A 17,704-nucleotide genomic window follows, 5' to 3' on the forward strand; every position below is an offset into this window, starting at 1 on the left:
CATGCTGATCCCTCGCAGGGTCAAGCACCGCAAGCAGCACCGGCCTGACCGTCACGGCGCCGCCAAGGGTGGCACCAGGGTCGTGTTCGGCGAGTTCGGCATCCAGGCGCTTGAGCACTCCTACGTGACCAACCGCCAGATCGAGTCGGCTCGTATCGCGATGACCCGGCACATCAAGCGTGGCGGCAAGGTCTGGATCAACATCTACCCGGACCGTCCGCTGACCAAGAAGCCGGCCGAGACCCGCATGGGTTCCGGTAAGGGTTCGCCGGAGTGGTGGATCGCCAACGTCAAGCCCGGCCGCGTCATGTTCGAGCTGTCGGGCGTCGCCGAGCCGGTGGCTCGTGAGGCTCTGCGTCGTGCGATGCACAAGCTCCCGATGAAGTGCCGGTTCGTCAAGCGTGAAGTGGGTGAGGCGTGATGGCTAAGGGCCTGACCGCCGGTGAGCTGCGGGCGGAGGACCAGGACACCCTGGTCCAGAAGCTGAAGGAAGCCAAGGAGGAGCTGTTCAACCTCCGCTTCCAGGCCGCGACCGGCCAGTTGGAGAGCCATGGGCGGCTGCGCGCCGTCCGCCGCGAGATCGCCCGTATCTACACCGTGATGCGTGAGCGGGAGCTCGGCATCGTTACGGTTGAGAAGGAGTCGATCGATGGCTGAGACCGCTGAGAGCACGACCCAGGCGCGGAACTACCGCAAGACCCGTGAGGGCCTGGTCGTCAGCGACAAGATGGACAAGACCGTCGTGGTCGCCGTTGAGGACCGCGTCAAGCACCCGCTGTACGGCAAGGTCATCCGCCGGACGACCAAGTACAAGGCGCACGACGAGGCCAACGCCTGCGGCGTCGGCGACCGCGTCCTTCTGATGGAGACCCGGCCGCTGTCGGCCAGCAAGCGCTGGCGGGTCGTCGAGATCCTCGAGAAGGCCAAGTAAAGAACGCGCGCCCCGTGGGGAGTGATCCGTTCACTCCCCACGGTGGTGTCCAAGGGGGCGAAGAAGACCTTCGCCCCGCCTGCGGCGGCGGCCCGCAGGCGGCAGAACCCCGTCGCACCGCGTAGGCTGCGACGGGCGGACCCGCCCGCAGGGCTGTCCCGGGGGAAAAAGACCCAGCAGGTTCCGCAAGGCTCACCCGAGGGTGAGAACCGGCGAGACAAACAGGAGTACAAGTGATCCAGCAGGAGTCGCGGCTCAAGGTCGCCGACAACACGGGTGCCAAGGAGATCCTTTGCATCCGGGTGCTCGGTGGCTCAGGCCGGCGCTACGCGGGAATCGGCGACATCATCGTCGCCACGGTCAAGGACGCCATTCCGGGCGGCACCGTGAAGAAGGGCGACGTCGTCAAGGCGGTCGTCGTCCGCACTGTCAAGGAGCGCCGCCGGCCCGACGGCTCCTACATCCGCTTCGACGAGAACGCCGCCGTCATCATCAAGGACAGCGGTGACCCTCGTGGCACGCGTATCTTCGGTCCGGTCGGACGCGAGCTGCGTGACAAGAAGTTCATGCGCATCATCTCGCTCGCGCCGGAGGTGTTGTAAATGCCGAAGCTTCACGTGAAGAAGGGTGACCTGGTTCAGGTCATCGCCGGCAAGGACAAGGGTGCCAAGGGCCGGGTGATCGCCGCCTTCCCGCGTGATGAGCGCGTGGTGGTCGAGGGCGTCAACCTGATCAAGAAGCACTCCAAGGAGACCCACCAGGGCCCGCGCGGCGCCAAGACCGGCGGTGTGCAGACCATGGAGGCTCCCATCCACGTGAGCAACGTCAAGAAGCTCAAGGATGACGAGAAGCCTGCCAAGAAGGAGTCGGCCAAGTCCGCCTCCGACGAGTCGGGTGAGGACAACTGATGACCGCTGAGACCACCGAGACCGTCCAGGCCGCGCGGCCCGCCCCGCGCCTCAAGCAGCGTTACCGCGAGGAGATCATCGCGAAGCTGCGCGAGGAGTTCGGGATCGAGAACATCATGCTGGTGCCCACGATCACCAAGATCAAGGTGAACATGGGCGTCGGCGAGGCCGCTCGCGACTCGAAGCTCATCGAAGGCGCCGTCCGCGACCTCACCGCGATCACCGGTCAGAAGCCGGCCGTCGTCCGGGCCCGCAAGTCCATCGCCCAGTTCAAGCTGCGTGAGGGCATGCCGATCGGCGCCCACGTCACGCTGCGCGGCGACCGGATGTGGGAGTTCCTGGACCGGCTGCTGTCGCTGGCGCTGCCGCGTATCCGCGACTTCCGCGGTCTGTCGCCCAAGCAGTTCGACGGCAACGGCAACTACACCTTCGGCCTCACCGAGCAGGTCATGTTCCACGAGGTCGACCAGGACAAGATCGACCGCCAGCGGGGCATGGACATCACGGTCGTGACCACCGCTAAGACCGACGACCAGGGCCGGGCGCTGCTCAAGCACCTCGGATTCCCCTTCAAGGAGGCCTGATCATGGCGAAGACGTCGCTCAAGGTCAAGGCTGCTCGCAAGGCCAAGTTCGAGGTCCGGGCGTACACTCGGTGCTCGCGCTGTGGTCGCCCGCGCGCCGTTTTCCGGAAGTTCGGCCTGTGCCGCATCTGCTTCCGCGAGATGGCGCACCGGGGCGAGCTGCCCGGCATCACCAAGTCGAGCTGGTAGCCGTCCGCGCGGCCGTACGGGTCCCACAGGGACACGTGGAGCCGCGCGGCGCCGCCGGCCACATCAGTAAGTCCATTCACCGGGCGCCGTTCCAGGCGCCCATGACCGCACCGCAGGTCCCCTGGGGAAACCGCGGTGAGGAAGGCCACCGGCCATGACGATGACCGACCCGATCGCAGACATGCTCACGCGTCTGCGAAACGCGAACTCGGCGTACCACGACACCGTGGCGATGCCGTACTCGAAGATCAAGGCGCACATCGCCGAGATCCTCCAGCAGGAGGGTTACATCCAGTCCTGGAGCGTCGAAGACGCCAAGGTTGGAAAGAACCTCGTGGTGGAGCTCAAGTTCGGGCAGAACCGTGAGCGTTCGCTCTCTGGCCTGCGCCGGGTCTCCAAGCCCGGCCTGCGGGTCTATGCGAAGAAGGACAACCTGCCTCGGGTTCTGGGCGGGCTGGGCGTCGCGATCATTTCGACGTCCGGCGGTCTGATGACCGACAAGCAGGCCAGCAAGCGTGGAGTGGGCGGGGAAGTCCTCGCCTTCGTTTGGTAGAAGGGAGAAGTCACAGCATGTCGCGAATCGGACGGCTGCCCATCCCTGTACCGAACGGCGTGGACATCGCCATCGATGGCCGGAATGTCACGGTCAAGGGCCCCAAGGGCACGCTTTCACACACGGTCGCTGAGCCGATCGAGGTCGCCAAGGGTGAGGACGGCAATGTGACCGTCACGCGCCCCAGCGACGAGAACAAGATCCGTGCGCTGCACGGCCTGTCCCGCACGCTGATCGCCAACATGGTGACCGGTGTGACCCAGGGATACTCCAAGACCCTGGAGATCGTGGGCGTCGGTTACCGCGTCCAGGCCAAGGGCCCGACCCAGCTTGAGTTCTCGCTCGGCTTCAGCCACCCGGTGATCATCGACGCGCCGGAGGGCATCTCCTTCCGCGTCGAGAAGCCGACGCTGTTCCACGTGGACGGCATCGACAAGCAGAAGGTCGGCGAGATCGCCGCGAACATCCGCAAGCTGCGCAAGCCCGACCCGTACAAGGGCAAGGGTGTGCGCTACCAGGGCGAGGTTGTCCGCCGCAAGGTCGGAAAGGCTGGTAAGTAGGCATGGCTGGCAAGACTGCGTTCGGCAAGCACACGGCCGCCCGCGCCGTCTCGCGGGCCCGCCGCCACGGCCGAGTCCGCAAGAAGGTCGTCGGTACGGCCGAGCGTCCCCGCCTGGTCGTCAACCGCTCCACGCGGCACCTGTTCGTCCAGATCGTCGACGACGCTCAGGGCCACACGCTGGTGAGCGCCTCCACCATGGACGCCTCCCTGCGTTCGGCCGCCGGCGCCAAGACCGACAAGGCCAAGCAGGTCGGCGAGCTTCTCGCTCAGCGGGCCAAGGCCGCCGGGATCACCGCCGTCGTGTTCGACCGCGGTGGCAACCGCTACGCGGGTCGCATCGCGGCCCTCGCGGACAGCGCCCGCGAAGGCGGGCTGGAGTTCTGATGGCCCGTCTTACGAATGAGAAGAGGAACCACTAATGGCTGGAGCACCGCGTCGCGGTGGTGCCGCCGGTGGCGAGCGGCGTGATGGTCGTCGTGACGACCGCCGCGGTGGCAACGCTGACAAGGGCGTCTCGTACATCGAGCGCGTCGTGAAGATCAACCGAGTGGCCAAGGTCGTGAAGGGTGGTCGGCGCTTCAGCTTCACCGCCCTCGTCGTCGTCGGCGACGGCAACGGTCTGGTCGGCGTCGGCTACGGCAAGGCCAAGGAGGTGCCCGCGGCCATCGCCAAGGGCGTCGAGGAGGCCAAGAAGCACTTCTTCCGCGTGCCCCGCATCCAGGGCACCATCCCGCACATCGTGCAGGGTGAGGAGGCGGCCGGTGTCGTCTTCCTCCGCCCGGCCTCGCCCGGTACCGGCGTCATCGCCGGTGGTCCGGTGCGCGCCGTGCTGGAGTGCGCCGGCATCCACGACGTGCTGTCCAAGTCCCTGGGCTCGGACAACCCGATCAACATCGTGCACGCCACCGTGGCGGCTCTGAAGGGCCTCAGCAGGCCCGAGGAGATCGCCGCCCGCCGTGGCCTGCCGATCGAGGACGTCGCGCCCAAGGCCATGCTCAAGGCTCGTGCCGAGGGCATCGCCGAGGCCGCGGCGGCTAAGGCGGTGAGCTAGGCGATGGCACGCCTGAAGATCACTCAGGTTCGCTCGAAGATCGGTGGCAAGCAGAACCAGCGTGACTCGCTGCGCTCGCTCGGTCTGAAGCGCATCGGCGATGTCGTCGTCAAGGAGGACCGCCCGGAGATCCGCGGCATGGTCTCCGTGGTGACGCACCTCGTCACCGTGGAAGAGGTCGACTAGACATGGCAGAGAACACTCCGCTCCGTATTCACCACCTGCGGCCGGCTCCCGGCGCCAACAAGTCGAAGGTCCGCAAGGGTCGCGGCGAGGCGTCCAAGGGCAAGACCGCGGGTCGTGGCACCAAGGGCACGCACGCCAGGACCACCAACACCCCCGGTTTCGAGGGTGGCAACGTTCCGCTCCAGCGTCGCCTGCCCAAGCTGAAGGGCTTCTCCAACGCCATGTTCAAGACGACCTACCAGGTCGTCAATCTGGACAGGCTCGGCGAGCTCTTCCCCGAGGGTGGCGACGTCACCATCGAGGCGCTGATCGCCAGGGGTGCGGTTCGCAAGAAGCAGCCGGTGAAGGTGCTCGGTACCGGCGACATCTCCGTGGCGTTGAACGTGCAGGCGCACGCCTTCTCCGCCAGCGCGAAGGAGAAGATCGCCGCTGCCGGTGGCTCCGTCTCCGAGCTGTAGGCATGGCATGACGTGGCGCGGGGGCTCATAATGGGCCCCCGCGCCCGTAGTGCGTTAGAGTTCGCTGGACAGTGGGCTTCGACTACTCACGCGGGCTCGTTGACTTGAGATAGTAAAGATGCGCCACCCCCGCACCATAGTTGACCGACCTCGCCTTTCAGGCGCGCAGGAGGGACCGTGCTGACCGCGTTTACCCGAGCGTTCCGTACGCCGGACCTGCGTAAGAAGCTGCTCTTCACACTGGGCATCATCGCGCTTTTCCGACTCGGCTCGGTTCTTCCGACCCCGGGTGTAAACAACGAGAACATCGCCCGATGCCTCCAGCAGGCGCAGGCCGGCGATTCCGGAAACATCTACGGCATGGTGCAGCTGTTCAGCGGTGGCGCCCTGCTGAAACTTTCAGTGTTCGCGCTGGGCATCATGCCCTACATCACCGCGAGCATCATCCTCCAGCTCCTCGTGGTGGTCATTCCCCGGCTGGAGGCGCTGAAGAAGGAGGGGCAGGCGGGCCAGACGAAGATCACGCAGTACACGCGTTATCTGACGATCGGCCTGGCGATCCTGCAGTCCACCGCCTTCATCGCCCTCGCGCGCAGCGGGCAGCTGTTCCCGCAGTGCCGCGAGGAGATCCTCATCGACAAGGACAACATCTTCGCCATCGTCACGATGGTGCTGACGATGACCGCCGGCACCGGCGTCATCATGTGGCTGGGTGAGCTCGTCACCGACCGCGGCGTCGGCAACGGCATGTCCATCCTGATCTTCACCCAGGTGATCGCGGTCTTCCCGGCCGAGCTGCTGAACATCGCCCGCCAGAAGGGCGCCTTCGTCTTCGCGGTGGTGATCATCACCGGTATCGCGATGATCGCCCTGGTGGTCATGGTCGAGCAGGCGCAACGCCGGGTCCCCGTGCAGTACGCCAAGCGAATGGTCGGCCGCCGGATGTACGGCGGGACCTCGACCTACATCCCCCTGAAGGTGAACCAGGCGGGCATCATCCCCGTCATCTTCGCCTCCTCGCTGCTGTATCTCCCGCAGCTGCTCACGACCCTCTTCAGCAACTCCGCGGAGGAGCCGAACCAGGTCGTCCAGTGGATCGAGCAGAACCTGGTGCGGGGCGACACCCCGGCGTACATGGCCACCTTCTTCGTGCTCATCGTCTTCTTCACCTACTTCTACGTGTCCATCACCTTCAACCCCGTTGAAGTGGCCGACAACATGAAGAAGTACGGTGGTTTCATCCCGGGCATCCGCCCGGGCCGGCCGACGGCTGAGTACCTGAACTATGTGCTCACGAGGCTGACCGCTCCCGGCGCGCTGTACCTGGGCCTGATCTCCATGGTGCCGATCGTCGCGCTCGCGGTCGTCGGTGCGAGTCAGAACTTCCCGTTCGGAGGAACGAGCATTCTGATCATGGTTGGTGTCGGTCTCGACACCGTGAAGCAGATCGAGAGCCAGCTTCAGCAGCGCAACTACGAAGGCTTCCTGAAGTAGTGCGTCTCGTCCTGGTCGGGCCCCCCGGAGCGGGTAAGGGGACGCAGGCCCAGTTCATCGCATCGAACCTGTCCATCCCGAAGATCTCGACAGGTGACATCTTCCGTGCCAACGTCTCGGGCGGCACGGAGCTCGGCAGGATTGCCAAGGAGTACATGGACCGCGGCGACCTCGTGCCCGACGAGGTGACGATCGCGATGGTCCGCGACCGCCTCTCGGAGAGCGACGCGCAGGACGGTTTCCTGCTCGACGGCTTCCCCAGGAACGTGCCCCAGGCCGAGATCCTGAAGAAGATGCTCTCGGAGTTCGGCGCGGCCCTCGACGTCGTCCTCGAGCTCGTGGTCGACGACGAGGAGGTCGTGCGCAGGCTGGCGGGCCGCCGTACCTGCGGCCAGTGCGGCCGCATCTGGCACGTCGACTTCGACGACAAGAAGGACGACGTCTGCGACGTCTGCGGCGGCCGGCTGTACCAGCGTGAGGACGACTCCGAGGAGACCGTCCGCCACCGGCTGGAGGTCTACCAGGAGCAGACCGCCCCGCTCGTCTCCTTCTACGCCGACGAGAACCTCCTGGTCGGCGTGGACGCCACCGGACCGGTGGAGGAGATCACCCAGCGCGCGATGGAGGCCCTGCGTCCCTTCGCCGACTAGCGGCCCGACCACGTCCCGGACCGGGAACGGCCCGGCTCGGGTCCCGTTCCCGGGGAACGACCCGCGGAGCCGGGACCGGAAGTCCGGAGACATGTCATTCAGCACGCCACCCATGGAAACCCCACGGGTGGCGTGTTGTCATTTAGGGCAGAATCGGGGGAATTGGGCCCCTCGACCGCCCGTTGAACCACCCCAGGGGGTGCGCACGTGTTCAAGAAGAACAGGCACGGAATCCAGCTGAAGACGCCCGAGCAGCTGGAGAAGATGCGGGCGGCGGGCCTGGTGGTCGGCCGGACGCTGCAACTGCTCCGCGAGAGCGTCCAGCCGGGGATGACCCCGCTGGACCTCGACGGCATCGCGGAGAAGGCCATCAGGGACGAGGGCGCGATCCCCTCCTTCAAGGGCTACCAGGGCTTCCCGGCGACGATCTGCGCGTCGGTGAACAACGAGGTCGTCCACGGGATCCCGAGCGACCGGCGCCCGCTGCGCGAGGGCGACATCATCTCGATCGACTGCGGGGCCATCCTCGACGGCTGGCACGGCGACTCCGCCGTCACGATCCCGGTGGGCGAGGTGGATCCCAAGCTGACCGAGCTGATGCGGGTCACCGAGGAGGCCATGTGGCGGGGCATCGCCGCGCTCACCGTCGGCCGCCACCTCTCCGACATCGGCCACGAGATCGAGAGGTACGTCCGCTCCCAGGGCCGCTACGGCATCCCCCAGGAGTACGGCGGGCACGGCATCGGCACCGAGATGCACATGGACCCGTGGGTCGCCAACCACGGCCGCCCGGGCCGGGGGCCGCGCTTCGAGGCGGGCATGTGCCTCGCCGTGGAGCCGATGCTGAACCTCGGCACCGACCGGACCAGGGTGCTGGCCGACGACTGGACCGTCGTGACCGTCGACGGAAAGGCCTCCGCGCACTTCGAACACAGCGTCGCGGTGACCGATAATGGTCCGTGGGTACTGACCGCCCTTGACGGGGGAAGAGAGCGGCTTGCCGACCTGTTGGGAGACGCGGGCTAGGCGATCTGCCCGCCGGTGAGCGGATGTGATGCCGATGGCGGTTGGTCCGGAGATGCGAGCCTCTGACGGAGACCGTGACAGGGTCGCCGCGGCGCTGAGGGAGCACTACGCGCAGGGCCGGCTCACCACGGAGGAGTTCGACGAGCGTCTGGAGCAGCTCTACACCAGCAAGACCTACGGCGAGCTGGCCCGGCTGACCTCCGACCTCCCCGACGTCGACCTGCGGAGCCTTCCCGAGCCCGTCTCCCGGCAGCCGGAGCGGAGCGGGAAGGCCAAGTCCGGCAAGGGGTCCGGCGACCTCAAGGAGGCGTGGCAGGCCTGGGCGGTGGTCGGCGCCATCAACTGGGGGATCTGGTTCTTCGTCGGCCTGGTGAGCGGTCTCGACTTCGCCTATCCCTGGCCGCTGTGGGTGATGGGGCCGTGGGGCATGGTCCTGCTGGTCATCACGATGTTCTCCGGCTCGGGCCGCCGCCGGGATCCCTGACGGTCCCCCGGCGCCGGGCCCGGCCCGGCCGGCGCCGTACGGCCGGGCCGTGGCCGTACGAGACCCTCATCTTCCGGAAAGGCCCTCCGGCGGTCCGCCGCCGGAGGGCCTTTCCGGCGTTGTGCGTGATCTTTACCCCCTGAGGATCTTGGTCCCCGGGCGGCCGGGTACATGATCGCCATCGGTGGGCCGTGAGGTGGGGGTGGGCGATGGGGCCTGGTCGCGACGTCGCGACGTGCGTGAGAGTCCTCGGGATGTGCGCGGCCGTGTTCGTGCTCTCCGGCGGCGCCGCCGCGGGGGACGACGTGAGCGTCACCCCGTCCACGGCCCGCCCGGGACAGCTCGTGATCGTCTCCGTCGACCCGTGCGTCGCCCCCGCCGTCGCCTACTCCGCCGCCTTCGACACCACCTCCGCCCGGCTCGGCGACCACGACGGCGCGATGTACGGCACCGCCCGCGTCGGCTTCGACACCACCCCCGGCTCCTACGTCGTCACGGTCCGCTGCGTCCGGGGCGGGCCGTACAACGGCACGTTCACGGTGGGCGCGCCGCTGCCAGCCGGGCACTCCGGCGGGGACCCGGACCGGGAGGCGGAGGCGGCGTCCGCCGTCCGGACGCTGTGGCTGTTCGGGGCGCTCGCCACCGTGGTGACGGTGCTGGGGGCGGGGCTGACACTGGCGATCGGCCGCCGGGCGCGCGGCGACCGCGAGACCTCGCCTGCGCAAGGGGACGGCCCGATCTGAGGTATCCTGGATAGCGGTTGTGTCAAGGTACCGGCCGTCTGTTTCGCATTTCACCGCCCGGTGCCGTACACTCCTTCTTCGGTTCACTATGACCATTGCGCGTCGGCGGTTCGCAACCGTCGCTCTCATCGAAGCGCGTGGTCGCGGCTGCTTAGTGTTCCGATGCCTCAGACGACCGATCAGTGAAACGCGAGGGCCATGGCCAAGAAAGACGGCGCCATCGAGATCGAGGGCACTGTGGTTGAGTCGCTCCCGAATGCGATGTTCCGGGTGCAGCTCGACAACGGCCACAAGGTCCTGGCCCACATCAGCGGGCGGATGCGAATGCACTACATCCGGATCCTTCCCGACGACCGGGTTGTCGTCGAACTGAGCCCCTACGACCTCAGTCGTGGGCGGATCGTCTACCGATACAAGTAAGCGTCTGAGGGACGAATTAGGACTATGAAGGTCAAGCCGAGCGTCAAGAAGATCTGCGACAAGTGCAAGGTGATCCGCCGGCACGGTCGCGTCATGGTGATCTGCGACAACCTGCGCCACAAGCAGCGCCAGGGCTAGTCGAAGAGCAAGGCCTTACATGAGTCCGCTCCACGTGGCGGACTCGTCCCATGTGGGGCCGAAGAAAGCAAGCGCGTCTCACACCCGTGCAGGCGGCCCTCACCGGGCCGGACCACGCGGGAGACCCCCGGTCGGAGGCCGGGGCCCTCGCCCCTGGGCATGGGGAGGGGCAGTGCGGCGCAGGACCTCCGCCACAACGAAGGAGAATGCCCGACCATGGCTCGCCTGGTTGGCGTCGACCTCCCCCGCGACAAGCGGCTGGAGATCGCTCTCACCTACATTTACGGAATCGGCCGCACCCGCGCGCTGGAGGCCCTCAAGGCCACCGGTGTGAGCGGCGACCTTCGCGTTCACCAGCTCACGGACGACGAGCTCGTCCCGCTGCGTGACTACATCGAGGCCAACTTCAAGATCGAAGGTGACCTCCGCCGCGAGGTCCAGGCCGACATCCGCCGCAAGATCGAGATTCAGTGCTACCAGGGCATCCGGCACCGCCGCGGCCTTCCCGTGCACGGTCAGCGCACGCAGACCAACGCGCGTACCCGCAAGGGCAAGAAGAAGACCGTCGCCGGCAAGAAGAAGCCCGGTAAGAAGTAGTCCGCGCAGCCGCAGGACCGAAGACCTCAGGAGTGAAGGCAAGCAATGCCTCCTAAGAGCCGCCAGGGCGCGCCCAAGAAGGTGCGTCGCAAGGAGAAGAAGAACGTCGCTCATGGGCACGCCCACATCAAGAGCACGTTCAACAACACGATCGTTTCGATCACCGACCCGAACGGGAACGTGATCTCCTGGGCCAGCGCCGGCCACGTCGGGTTCAAGGGCTCTCGTAAGTCCACCCCGTTCGCCGCCCAGATGGCCGCTGAGAACGCCGCCCGCCGCGCCATGGAGCACGGCATGCGCAAGGTCGACGTCTTCGTCAAGGGCCCCGGCTCCGGCCGTGAGACCGCGATCCGCTCGCTGCAGGCGACCGGGCTCGAGGTCGGGTCCATCCAGGACGTCACCCCCGTGCCGCACAACGGCTGCCGTCCGCCCAAGCGCCGTCGCGTCTGACGCCCAGGAGAAGATAGAAAATGGCTCGTTACACGGGTGCGGACTGCAAGCTCTGCCGCAGGGAGAAGACCAAGCTCTTCCTCAAGGGCAAGAAGTGCGAGTCCGCGAAGTGCCCCATCGAGATCCGTCCTTACCCGCCGGGTGAGCACGGCCGCGGCCGTCCGAAGGAGTCTGAGTACCAGCTCCAGCTTCGTGAGAAGCAGAAGACCCGCCGCATCTACGGCATCCTCGAGAAGCAGTTCCGCAACTACTACGAGGAAGCCAACCGCAAGGGCGGCAAGACCGGCGAGAACCTCCTCCAGATTCTGGAGAGCCGTCTCGACAACGTGGTCTACCGCGCCGGCTTCGCCGAGTCCCGCGACGCCGCCCGCCAGCAGGTGCGCCACGGCCACTTCCTGGTGAACGGCAAGAAGGTCGACATCCCGTCGTACCGCGTTCGCGAGCACGACATCGTCGAGGTGCGGGAGCGTTCGCGCAACCTCCTGCCCTACGAGGTCGCCCGCGCCACCGCCGGTGACCGCACCTTCCCGGCCTGGCTGGGTGTGGCCCCCGAGGCCATGCGCATCCTGGTCCACCAGCTCCCGGTCCGTCAGCAGATCGACACGCAGGTCCAGGAGCAGCTGATCGTCGAGCTCTACTCCAAGTAGCGCTCACGCGGGTGCCGTACGGCTGAGCCGTACGGCACCTATGCTGTTTGTAGCGAGCGACGTCAAATAGCGGGCGTCGCCATCCAGGGGGAGAACCCACATGCTGATCGCTCAGCGTCCCACCCTCCTCGAGGAGTCCCTCGAGGAGACCCGCTCCAAGTTCGTCATCGAGCCGCTGGAGCCGGGCTTCGGCTACACCATCGGCAACTCGCTGCGCCGCACGCTGCTGTCGTCCATCCCGGGCGCGGCCGTGACGAGCATCCGCATCGAGGGCGTGCTGCACGAGTTCTCGACCGTCCCGGGGGTCAAGGAGGATGTCACCGACATCATCCTGAACCTCAAGGAGCTGGTCGTGTCCTCCGAGCACGACGAGCCGGTCGTGATGTACCTGCGCAAGCAGGGCCCCGGCGACGTCACCGCCGCCGACATCGCGCCCCCCGCGGGCGTCGAGGTGCACAACCCCGAGCTGCGCATCGCCACCCTGAACGGCAAGGCGAAGCTGGAGATGGAGCTGACCGTCGAGCGCGGTCGCGGCTACGTCTCCGCCGCGCAGAACAAGCAGCCGGGCCAGGAGATCGGCCGTATCCCGATCGACTCCATCTACTCCCCGGTGCTCAAGGTCACCTACAAGGTCGAGGCGACCCGTGTCGAGCAGCGCACCGACTTCGACCGTCTGATCCTGGACGTCGAGACCAAGCCGTGCATGAAGCCCCGCGACGCGGTGGCCTCGGCCGGTAAGACCCTCGTCGAGCTGTTCGGCCTCGCCCGCGAGCTGAACGTCGAGGCCGAGGGCATCGACATCGGCCCGTCGCCGACGGACGCGGCCCTGGCCGCCGACCTGGCGCTGCCGATCGAGGAGCTGAACCTCACGGTCCGCTCCTACAACTGCCTCAAGCGCGAGGGCATCCACACCGTGGGTGAGCTCGTGGCCCGCAGTGAGCAGGACCTGCTGGACATCCGCAACTTCGGTGCGAAGTCCATCGAGGAGGTCAAGCAGAAGCTGCACGAGATGTCGCTCGCGCTCAAGGACTCCCCGCCCGGGTTCGACCCGACCGCGGTGGCCGGCGGCGGCTACGACGACGACGACAGCGCGTACGTCGAGACCGAGCAGTACTGAGTTTCATCATCGGGGGTCCTAGGACCCGCCGGCCCGACCCCGGTACCTCGTACGGCCGGGGCGGGTTAACTACAAGGAGATCGAAATGCCTCAGCCCACCAAGGGTGCCCGTCTCGGTGGAAGCCCTGCTCACGAGCGGCTGATCCTGTCGAACCTGGCCACCCAGCTGTTCCAGCACGGCCGGATCACCACCACGGTCGCCAAGGCCAAGCGGCTTCGCCCGCTGGCCGAGCGGCTGATCACCAAGGCGAAGAAGGGCGACATCCACAACCGTCGCCAGGTGATGACCGTCGTCCGCGACAAGGGCGTCGTCCACCACCTGTTCACGGAGATCGCCCCGACCTTCGCCGAGCGTCCCGGTGGCTACACCCGGATCACCAAGATCGGTAACCGCAAGGGCGACGCCGCCCCGATGGCCGTCATCGAGCTGGTGTCCGAGCCGCTGAACACGGTCCGCACCACCACGGCTCCGGCCGCCCCGGCCCCGAAGGCGGAGGAGACCGAGGCCCCCAAGGCTGAGGAGACCCCGGCCGCCGAGGCTCCGGCCGAGGAGACCACCGAGGCCCCGAAGGCCGAGGAGGCCGAGGCCAAGAAGGACGAAGCCTGATCCGTCAGGCCCGCTGAACGGGCCCGGCATCCCCTTTCGCGGGTGCCGGGCCCGTTCCGCGTTCAAGGGCTCCACGTTGGGGGCTCTGAGCTCAAAGCGCGCTTCATGGGAGGAACATCGTGGTACGGCTGCGCCTGGACCTCGCCTACGACGGCACCGACTTCTCCGGCTGGGCCAGGCAGCCGGGACGGCGGACGGTCCAGGGTGAGATCGAGGAGGCGCTCGGGAAGGTCCTCAGGATCCCCGAGCCGCCGGCGCTGACCGTGGCCGGCCGGACCGACGCGGGGGTCCACGCCCGGGGCCAGGTGGCGCACGTGGACGTGGACGCCGGGACGCTGGGCACGCTGGACAGCCGGCATCGCCGGACCGAGCCCCTCCCCGGCCTCGAAACGGCGGAGGGCGTCGCCGTACGGCTTCCCGTGCTGGGCCGCAGGCTCACCGGAGTCCTGCCGCCGGACGTCAGGGTGTACGGCGTCACGGTGGCCCCGGAGGGCTTCGACGCGCGGTTCTCCGCGGTGTCCCGCCGCTACGCCTACCGGGTCTGCGACGCGCCCGGCGGGGTGGACCCGCTCCGGCGCCACGAGGTCATCTGGTACGGCCGGCCCCTCGACCTCGGCAGGCTGAACGAGGCGGCGCGGACCCTGCTCGGCGAGCACGACTTCGCCGCGTTCTGCAAGAAGCGCGAGGGCGCCACCACGATCCGCGAGCTGCAGCGGCTCGACTGGGTGCGGGAGGGCGACGTCCTGGTGGCCACCGTGGTGGCCGACGCGTTCTGCCACTCGATGGTCCGCGCGCTCATCGGGGCGCTGCTGCCCGTCGGCGAGGGCCGCCTGCCGGTGGACTGGCCGGGCGGGGTGCTGACCCGGGCCGTGCGCGACTCCGGAGTGCGCGTCGCGCCGGCGCACGGCCTGTGCCTGGAGGAGGTGCGCTACCCCGAGCCCGGGGAGCTGGCCCGGCGGGCCAAAGAGACCCGCCGGGTGCGCACGCTCAGTCGGTGACGGCCGCGCCGCCGGTCTGACCCGCCTGCCCGGCCACCGCGCGCTTCTCGACGGCCTTGGCGGTCTGGTCGCGGAAGGCCCCGCTGACCCTGCCGAGGATCTTCTCCTTGGCCGCCGGGGTGTGGCCGTCGCTGAAGGTGGCGTAGCTGAAGACGATGTAGCGGCCCCACACCATCCCCGACGCGTAGCCACCGGCGATGCTCACGCGCTCGGCCCCGGAGCCGGCGGACCCGGGCAGGCCGCGGAACCACAGGTTGCTGCCGAGGTTCTTCTCCTGGTCGGCCGCGATGGCCGACGCCCGGTCAGGCAGTATGGCGATCCCGGTGGTCACGGCGTACTTCCGCTTCTTGTCCACGTACGTCGCCCGCAGCACCTGACGGCAGTCGCGGTTGCTCAGCGCGCTGGCGAACTTCCCGGCCGCCGCCTCCTGGCACTGCTTGGTGACGTCGGTCCTGACCCGGACGAAGGTGGCCGAGCCCACGGTGACCTTCTTGGTGAAGGCGTCCTTCACGGTCATCCTGCCGGGGTCGGTCTTCTCCGAGTTGATCACCTGGGTGTCGGTCAGCTTCGGTTCTTCCGCGGCCGCCGGGTCGTCCGTGGGCCCGGCCTCCCCGGCGGTGGGGACCGGTTCGGCCACGGCCGGCGGCTTCGGGTCGTCGGAGGACCGCTGGACGAGGACGACGCCGGTGCCGACGCCGGCCGCCAGGACCACCGCCGCGGCCGCCAGGATCACGACCCGGTTCCGCCGGGCGGAGGGGGCGCGGTGGACGGCGCGGGCGGGGTGGGCGCCACCGCCGAGGGTGGGGTGAAGGGGCCGCGCTCCTGCGCGACCGCCTGCATCGGGACGGGCGGCTGGGCCGCCTGCGACGCGGGGATGGGCGGGAAGAGCGGCGGCAGCTCCGGTATGCCGCCGGGCGGGGTCGCCTCCTCGGCCGGCGCCGGGCCGGGGCGCGCGGGGAGGCGGCCCCCGCGGTCCCGGGGGCCGCCGCGCCCTCGCGTGCCGGGTCCGGCGTGCCGGGCCGGGCCTGTCCGGCGGGCGCCTGCGCGGCCGCGTCCGGTACGGCGGGAGCCGCGGGGAGGGAACCGGGGGAGCCGGGGGCGGCCGTTTCGGCGTGCGCGGCCGGGCCCCCGGTGCGGGCCCGTCCTGCGCCGTACCGGCGGGATCGGCGGGCCGCTCCGCGGCGGCCGGGCGACCGGGCCCGGCCGTACCGGCGGGATCGCCCCCGGGGCCGTCCGCGCCGGGCGGCCGTACGGCGGCGTCACCTGACTCGCCGGGACGGCCCGCGGCGTCGTCGTGCTCGGTCCAGACCGGTTCGCCGGTGGCGGCCGGCCACCTCGGGGCGTCGTGGGCCCCGGGCTCGGTGGAGGGCCAGACCTGCATCCCGGCGGCGGCGGCGGTGAAGGCCGGCGGCGGCTGCCAGGGCGGGGCCCCCGGCACGATCGGCGCGGTGGTCAGCGGGACGGGGCCGCCGGGCCCGTCGCCCGGACCGCCGGGCCGGCCCGGCGCGCCCGGCGGGGCCGGTGGACCCGCCCAGGCGGGGCCGGACGGGGACGGGGCGGGCCCGCCCGGTCCCGCCGGCGGGGCCCACGGCGGCGAGGAGGGGCCCTGAGGGGTCTGGGGAGCCTGCGGGGCCGCCGCCCACGGCGGCGCCCCGGATCCGGCGCCCTGAGCGCCCTGAGCGCCTTGGGCGCCCTGGGGGCTCTGCGGGGCCGCGGGGCCCGCCCAGGGCGGGCCGGAGTGCTCCGGCGGCACGGGTGCCCCCGGCTGGGGGACGCCTCGCCGCGAGGCGGGGGGCTGTGGAGGACCGGAGGACTGTGGAGGCTGGGAGGGCTGTGGGGTCGACACCTCGTCGTCGGGGTCGGCGTACCAGTCGTAGGGGGCGCCGTCGTCGGGGACCGTCCACGGCTGGGCCGCGCCCGGAGCCCGCTCCGGCCACGCCGAGGGGTCGCGGGACTGGTCGTAGGGCTGGTCGTCACCTGAGGGGGTGGTCCGCTGCACCGGCGGCGAAGGCTGGCCGAAACTCGGCGGCGGCGTCGTCGGTGCGGCCGAACGTTCGGCTTCGCGTTCGTGCTCGGACCCGGATTCCTGGCCACGCATACGGGGAAGCGTAGCGATAGCCGCAAGATCGTCAGGCGGGTATGGACGTCCGCGCCCTTTCCGGCCCGCCCGTTTCCGGGCCGGAAGCGGGCGGGCGGGCGTTCTGTCAGGGGCGCTTCCCGGTCAGCGAGCGCGCCTCCAGAACGGGCGTGACGGTCGCGTCGACGGCCCCGAAGGCCGCCTGGTTCAACTTCTTGACCTCGGTCTTCTTCGGCAGGTGCCCGTCCTTGTACTGGAACCAGATCAGCACGGCGTAGTGGCCGTGGGCCCATCCGCCGGCGAACGCCTCGCCGCTGCCGAGAGATTTGGTGACTTTGTCCTTACCGGGCAGCGCCTTGAGATATTCCTCCAGGGACTTGCCCCGCACCGTGGAGACGACCTTGGACGCCGCGGCCGACGTCTTGAGGTTGGCGACCCCGACGGTGCCGATGATCTTCCCTGAGGAGTCGCGGAAGCTGGCCCGCAGCAGCTGGGTGCACTTGCCGTCGGTGAGCGCCTTCTGCAGCTTGTCGCCCACCACGGCGTCCTTGCACTTGGTGTCGTTCCTGCGGACGGTCATCTCGAACCGCTGGCCGCCGTGGGCGACCTTCTTCCGCTTGAACACCTCGTTGAGGGTGAGCCTGCTGGGGTCGGTGGCCCGCGAGGCGGCGAACCCGAACTTGCCGCCCGGCGCGTCGGGCAGCTGCGCGCCGGAGGTCCGGGCCGGCGGACTCGCGGTGGCGGCCGGCGGGACGTCGTCGGAGCCGGCGAGGGCCGCCAGGCCGAACCCCGCGGCGACCAGCACGGCCAGTCCGGCCCCGATGAAGATGAACGG

General features: G+C 69.0%; 28 protein-coding genes. 26 read left to right on the forward strand and 2 right to left on the reverse strand.

All coding sequences use genetic code 11. The features are described from left to right. The first annotated feature begins 1 nt into the window (after position 1). From rplP to truA, 26 genes are all read left to right on the forward strand, one after another. Positions 2-421 carry a 50S ribosomal protein L16 gene (rplP, locus tag ACQP10_RS04915; RefSeq protein WP_012887838.1) on the forward strand — a complete coding sequence of 140 codons (420 nt, stop codon included), beginning with the start codon at positions 2-4 and terminating at the stop codon, positions 419-421. After that, positions 421-657 (forward strand): 50S ribosomal protein L29, encoded by a 237-nt coding sequence (gene rpmC, locus ACQP10_RS04920; RefSeq protein ID WP_068928352.1) that lies wholly within the window; start codon positions 421-423, stop codon positions 655-657. Before rplP ends, rpmC begins: the two co-directional genes overlap by 1 nt. Further along, positions 650-931, forward strand: a complete 282-nt coding sequence (gene rpsQ / locus ACQP10_RS04925; RefSeq protein WP_179819689.1) for a 30S ribosomal protein S17 — start codon at positions 650-652, stop codon at positions 929-931. Before rpmC ends, rpsQ begins: the two co-directional genes overlap by 8 nt. A gap of 233 nt (positions 932-1,164) precedes the next feature. Then, positions 1,165-1,533, forward strand: coding sequence for a 50S ribosomal protein L14 (gene rplN / locus ACQP10_RS04930; protein ID WP_179819688.1), 369 nt, complete (start codon positions 1,165-1,167; stop codon positions 1,531-1,533). Continuing rightward, positions 1,534-1,839: a 50S ribosomal protein L24 gene (gene rplX / locus ACQP10_RS04935; protein WP_346017577.1), complete on the forward strand. Its 306-nt coding sequence runs from the start codon at positions 1,534-1,536 to the stop codon at positions 1,837-1,839. It begins immediately after the preceding gene. Beyond that, positions 1,839-2,423 carry a 50S ribosomal protein L5 gene (gene rplE / locus ACQP10_RS04940; RefSeq protein ID WP_179819686.1) on the forward strand — a complete coding sequence of 195 codons (585 nt, stop codon included), beginning with the start codon at positions 1,839-1,841 and terminating at the stop codon, positions 2,421-2,423. The genes rplX and rplE overlap by 1 nt, the downstream gene beginning before the upstream one ends. A 2-nt stretch (positions 2,424-2,425) precedes the next feature. Next, positions 2,426-2,611: a type Z 30S ribosomal protein S14 gene (locus tag ACQP10_RS04945; protein WP_068896544.1), complete on the forward strand. Its 186-nt coding sequence runs from the start codon at positions 2,426-2,428 to the stop codon at positions 2,609-2,611. Positions 2,612-2,765: 154 nt separating this feature from the next. Further along, positions 2,766-3,164 (forward strand): 30S ribosomal protein S8, encoded by a 399-nt coding sequence (rpsH, locus tag ACQP10_RS04950; RefSeq protein ID WP_179819685.1) that lies wholly within the window; start codon positions 2,766-2,768, stop codon positions 3,162-3,164. 17 nt (positions 3,165-3,181) lie between these two features. Next, the gene (rplF, locus tag ACQP10_RS04955) at positions 3,182-3,724 is read left to right on the forward strand and encodes a 50S ribosomal protein L6 (protein ID WP_179819684.1); all 543 of its coding nucleotides are present in this window, start codon (positions 3,182-3,184) and stop codon (positions 3,722-3,724) included. 2 nt (positions 3,725-3,726) lie between these two features. Then, positions 3,727-4,110, forward strand: a complete 384-nt coding sequence (rplR, locus tag ACQP10_RS04960) for a 50S ribosomal protein L18 (protein ID WP_179819683.1) — start codon at positions 3,727-3,729, stop codon at positions 4,108-4,110. A gap of 34 nt (positions 4,111-4,144) precedes the next feature. After that, positions 4,145-4,777 (forward strand): 30S ribosomal protein S5, encoded by a 633-nt coding sequence (gene rpsE, locus ACQP10_RS04965; protein ID WP_179819682.1) that lies wholly within the window; start codon positions 4,145-4,147, stop codon positions 4,775-4,777. A gap of 3 nt (positions 4,778-4,780) precedes the next feature. After that, the gene (gene rpmD, locus ACQP10_RS04970; protein WP_068896549.1) at positions 4,781-4,963 is read left to right on the forward strand and encodes a 50S ribosomal protein L30; all 183 of its coding nucleotides are present in this window, start codon (positions 4,781-4,783) and stop codon (positions 4,961-4,963) included. Between the two features lie 2 nt (positions 4,964-4,965). Then, the gene (gene rplO, locus ACQP10_RS04975) at positions 4,966-5,421 is read left to right on the forward strand and encodes a 50S ribosomal protein L15 (RefSeq protein ID WP_179819681.1); all 456 of its coding nucleotides are present in this window, start codon (positions 4,966-4,968) and stop codon (positions 5,419-5,421) included. Positions 5,422-5,598: 177 nt separating this feature from the next. Next, positions 5,599-6,915, forward strand: a complete 1,317-nt coding sequence (secY, locus tag ACQP10_RS04980; protein WP_346017576.1) for a preprotein translocase subunit SecY — start codon at positions 5,599-5,601, stop codon at positions 6,913-6,915. Next, positions 6,915-7,565, forward strand: a complete 651-nt coding sequence (locus tag ACQP10_RS04985; RefSeq protein WP_179819679.1) for an adenylate kinase — start codon at positions 6,915-6,917, stop codon at positions 7,563-7,565. Before secY ends, ACQP10_RS04985 begins: the two co-directional genes overlap by 1 nt. A gap of 207 nt (positions 7,566-7,772) precedes the next feature. Beyond that, positions 7,773-8,591 carry a type I methionyl aminopeptidase gene (map, locus tag ACQP10_RS04990; protein WP_346017575.1) on the forward strand — a complete coding sequence of 273 codons (819 nt, stop codon included), beginning with the start codon at positions 7,773-7,775 and terminating at the stop codon, positions 8,589-8,591. A 52-nt stretch (positions 8,592-8,643) separates the two neighbouring features. After that, a complete protein-coding gene (locus ACQP10_RS04995; RefSeq protein WP_346017574.1) occupies positions 8,644-9,075 on the forward strand; it encodes a DUF1707 SHOCT-like domain-containing protein in 432 nt (143 codons plus the stop codon). A gap of 254 nt (positions 9,076-9,329) precedes the next feature. Beyond that, positions 9,330-9,818, forward strand: a complete 489-nt coding sequence (locus ACQP10_RS05000; protein ID WP_389992965.1) for a hypothetical protein — start codon at positions 9,330-9,332, stop codon at positions 9,816-9,818. Positions 9,819-10,016: 198 nt separating this feature from the next. Beyond that, complete coding sequence (gene infA / locus ACQP10_RS05005) at positions 10,017-10,238, forward strand: translation initiation factor IF-1 (protein ID WP_012887858.1); 222 nt, start codon at positions 10,017-10,019, stop codon at positions 10,236-10,238. 24 nt (positions 10,239-10,262) lie between these two features. Next, positions 10,263-10,376, forward strand: coding sequence for a 50S ribosomal protein L36 (rpmJ, locus tag ACQP10_RS05010; RefSeq protein ID WP_003956441.1), 114 nt, complete (start codon positions 10,263-10,265; stop codon positions 10,374-10,376). A 216-nt stretch (positions 10,377-10,592) separates the two neighbouring features. After that, the gene (rpsM, locus tag ACQP10_RS05015; protein WP_179819675.1) at positions 10,593-10,973 is read left to right on the forward strand and encodes a 30S ribosomal protein S13; all 381 of its coding nucleotides are present in this window, start codon (positions 10,593-10,595) and stop codon (positions 10,971-10,973) included. A gap of 45 nt (positions 10,974-11,018) precedes the next feature. Further along, a complete protein-coding gene (gene rpsK / locus ACQP10_RS05020; protein ID WP_020542285.1) occupies positions 11,019-11,423 on the forward strand; it encodes a 30S ribosomal protein S11 in 405 nt (134 codons plus the stop codon). Between the two features lie 20 nt (positions 11,424-11,443). After that, on the forward strand, positions 11,444-12,070 hold the full coding sequence (rpsD, locus tag ACQP10_RS05025) for a 30S ribosomal protein S4 (RefSeq protein WP_179819674.1): 627 nt from the start codon (positions 11,444-11,446) through the stop codon (positions 12,068-12,070). Positions 12,071-12,170: 100 nt separating this feature from the next. Beyond that, complete coding sequence (locus ACQP10_RS05030; RefSeq protein ID WP_179819673.1) at positions 12,171-13,187, forward strand: DNA-directed RNA polymerase subunit alpha; 1,017 nt, start codon at positions 12,171-12,173, stop codon at positions 13,185-13,187. Between the two features lie 85 nt (positions 13,188-13,272). Then, complete coding sequence (gene rplQ / locus ACQP10_RS05035) at positions 13,273-13,794, forward strand: 50S ribosomal protein L17 (protein WP_389992970.1); 522 nt, start codon at positions 13,273-13,275, stop codon at positions 13,792-13,794. Positions 13,795-13,913: 119 nt separating this feature from the next. Next, a complete protein-coding gene (truA, locus tag ACQP10_RS05040) occupies positions 13,914-14,792 on the forward strand; it encodes a tRNA pseudouridine(38-40) synthase TruA (protein ID WP_389992973.1) in 879 nt (292 codons plus the stop codon). On the opposite strand, the gene ACQP10_RS05045 is transcribed toward truA, so the two are convergent. After that, on the reverse strand, positions 14,782-15,525 hold the full coding sequence (locus ACQP10_RS05045; RefSeq protein WP_433540960.1) for a hypothetical protein: 744 nt from the start codon (positions 15,523-15,525) through the stop codon (positions 14,782-14,784). The two genes, truA and ACQP10_RS05045, sit on opposite strands and share 11 nt — an antisense overlap. Positions 15,526-16,996: 1,471 nt before the next feature. After that, positions 16,997-17,674, reverse strand: coding sequence for a hypothetical protein (locus tag ACQP10_RS05050; protein WP_433540961.1), 678 nt, complete (start codon positions 17,672-17,674; stop codon positions 16,997-16,999). Positions 17,675-17,704: the final 30 nt, after the last annotated feature.

It is taken from the genome of Streptosporangium sandarakinum (assembly GCF_050942225.1).
Lineage (GTDB): Bacteria > Actinomycetota > Actinomycetes > Streptosporangiales > Streptosporangiaceae > Streptosporangium > Streptosporangium nondiastaticum.

Bases quoted from the DNA above. Each gene is read 5' to 3' on its own strand.
- rpsM (WP_179819675.1), top strand. From the start codon at position 10,593: ATGGCTCGCCTGGTTGGCGTCGACCTCCCCCGCGACAAGCGGCTGGAG.
- infA (WP_012887858.1), top strand. From the start codon at position 10,017: ATGGCCAAGAAAGACGGCGCCATCGAGATCGAGGGCACTGTGGTTGAG.
- rplF (WP_179819684.1), top strand. From the start codon at position 3,182: ATGTCGCGAATCGGACGGCTGCCCATCCCTGTACCGAACGGCGTGGAC.
- rpsK (WP_020542285.1), top strand. From the start codon at position 11,019: ATGCCTCCTAAGAGCCGCCAGGGCGCGCCCAAGAAGGTGCGTCGCAAG.
- rplP (WP_012887838.1), top strand. From the start codon at position 2: ATGCTGATCCCTCGCAGGGTCAAGCACCGCAAGCAGCACCGGCCTGAC.
- rpsE (WP_179819682.1), top strand. From the start codon at position 4,145: ATGGCTGGAGCACCGCGTCGCGGTGGTGCCGCCGGTGGCGAGCGGCGT.
- ACQP10_RS05000 (WP_389992965.1), top strand. From the start codon at position 9,330: ATGTGCGCGGCCGTGTTCGTGCTCTCCGGCGGCGCCGCCGCGGGGGAC.
- rplE (WP_179819686.1), top strand. From the start codon at position 1,839: ATGACCGCTGAGACCACCGAGACCGTCCAGGCCGCGCGGCCCGCCCCG.
- rpmC (WP_068928352.1), top strand. From the start codon at position 421: ATGGCTAAGGGCCTGACCGCCGGTGAGCTGCGGGCGGAGGACCAGGAC.
- rpmD (WP_068896549.1), top strand. From the start codon at position 4,781: ATGGCACGCCTGAAGATCACTCAGGTTCGCTCGAAGATCGGTGGCAAG.
- ACQP10_RS05030 (WP_179819673.1), top strand. From the start codon at position 12,171: ATGCTGATCGCTCAGCGTCCCACCCTCCTCGAGGAGTCCCTCGAGGAG.
- rplO (WP_179819681.1), top strand. From the start codon at position 4,966: ATGGCAGAGAACACTCCGCTCCGTATTCACCACCTGCGGCCGGCTCCC.
- ACQP10_RS04945 (WP_068896544.1), top strand. From the start codon at position 2,426: ATGGCGAAGACGTCGCTCAAGGTCAAGGCTGCTCGCAAGGCCAAGTTC.
- rplR (WP_179819683.1), top strand. From the start codon at position 3,727: ATGGCTGGCAAGACTGCGTTCGGCAAGCACACGGCCGCCCGCGCCGTC.
- rplQ (WP_389992970.1), top strand. From the start codon at position 13,273: ATGCCTCAGCCCACCAAGGGTGCCCGTCTCGGTGGAAGCCCTGCTCAC.
- rpsH (WP_179819685.1), top strand. From the start codon at position 2,766: ATGACGATGACCGACCCGATCGCAGACATGCTCACGCGTCTGCGAAAC.
- ACQP10_RS04995 (WP_346017574.1), top strand. From the start codon at position 8,644: ATGCGAGCCTCTGACGGAGACCGTGACAGGGTCGCCGCGGCGCTGAGG.
- rpsQ (WP_179819689.1), top strand. From the start codon at position 650: ATGGCTGAGACCGCTGAGAGCACGACCCAGGCGCGGAACTACCGCAAG.
- rpmJ (WP_003956441.1), top strand. From the start codon at position 10,263: ATGAAGGTCAAGCCGAGCGTCAAGAAGATCTGCGACAAGTGCAAGGTG.
- rplX (WP_346017577.1), top strand. From the start codon at position 1,534: ATGCCGAAGCTTCACGTGAAGAAGGGTGACCTGGTTCAGGTCATCGCC.
- rpsD (WP_179819674.1), top strand. From the start codon at position 11,444: ATGGCTCGTTACACGGGTGCGGACTGCAAGCTCTGCCGCAGGGAGAAG.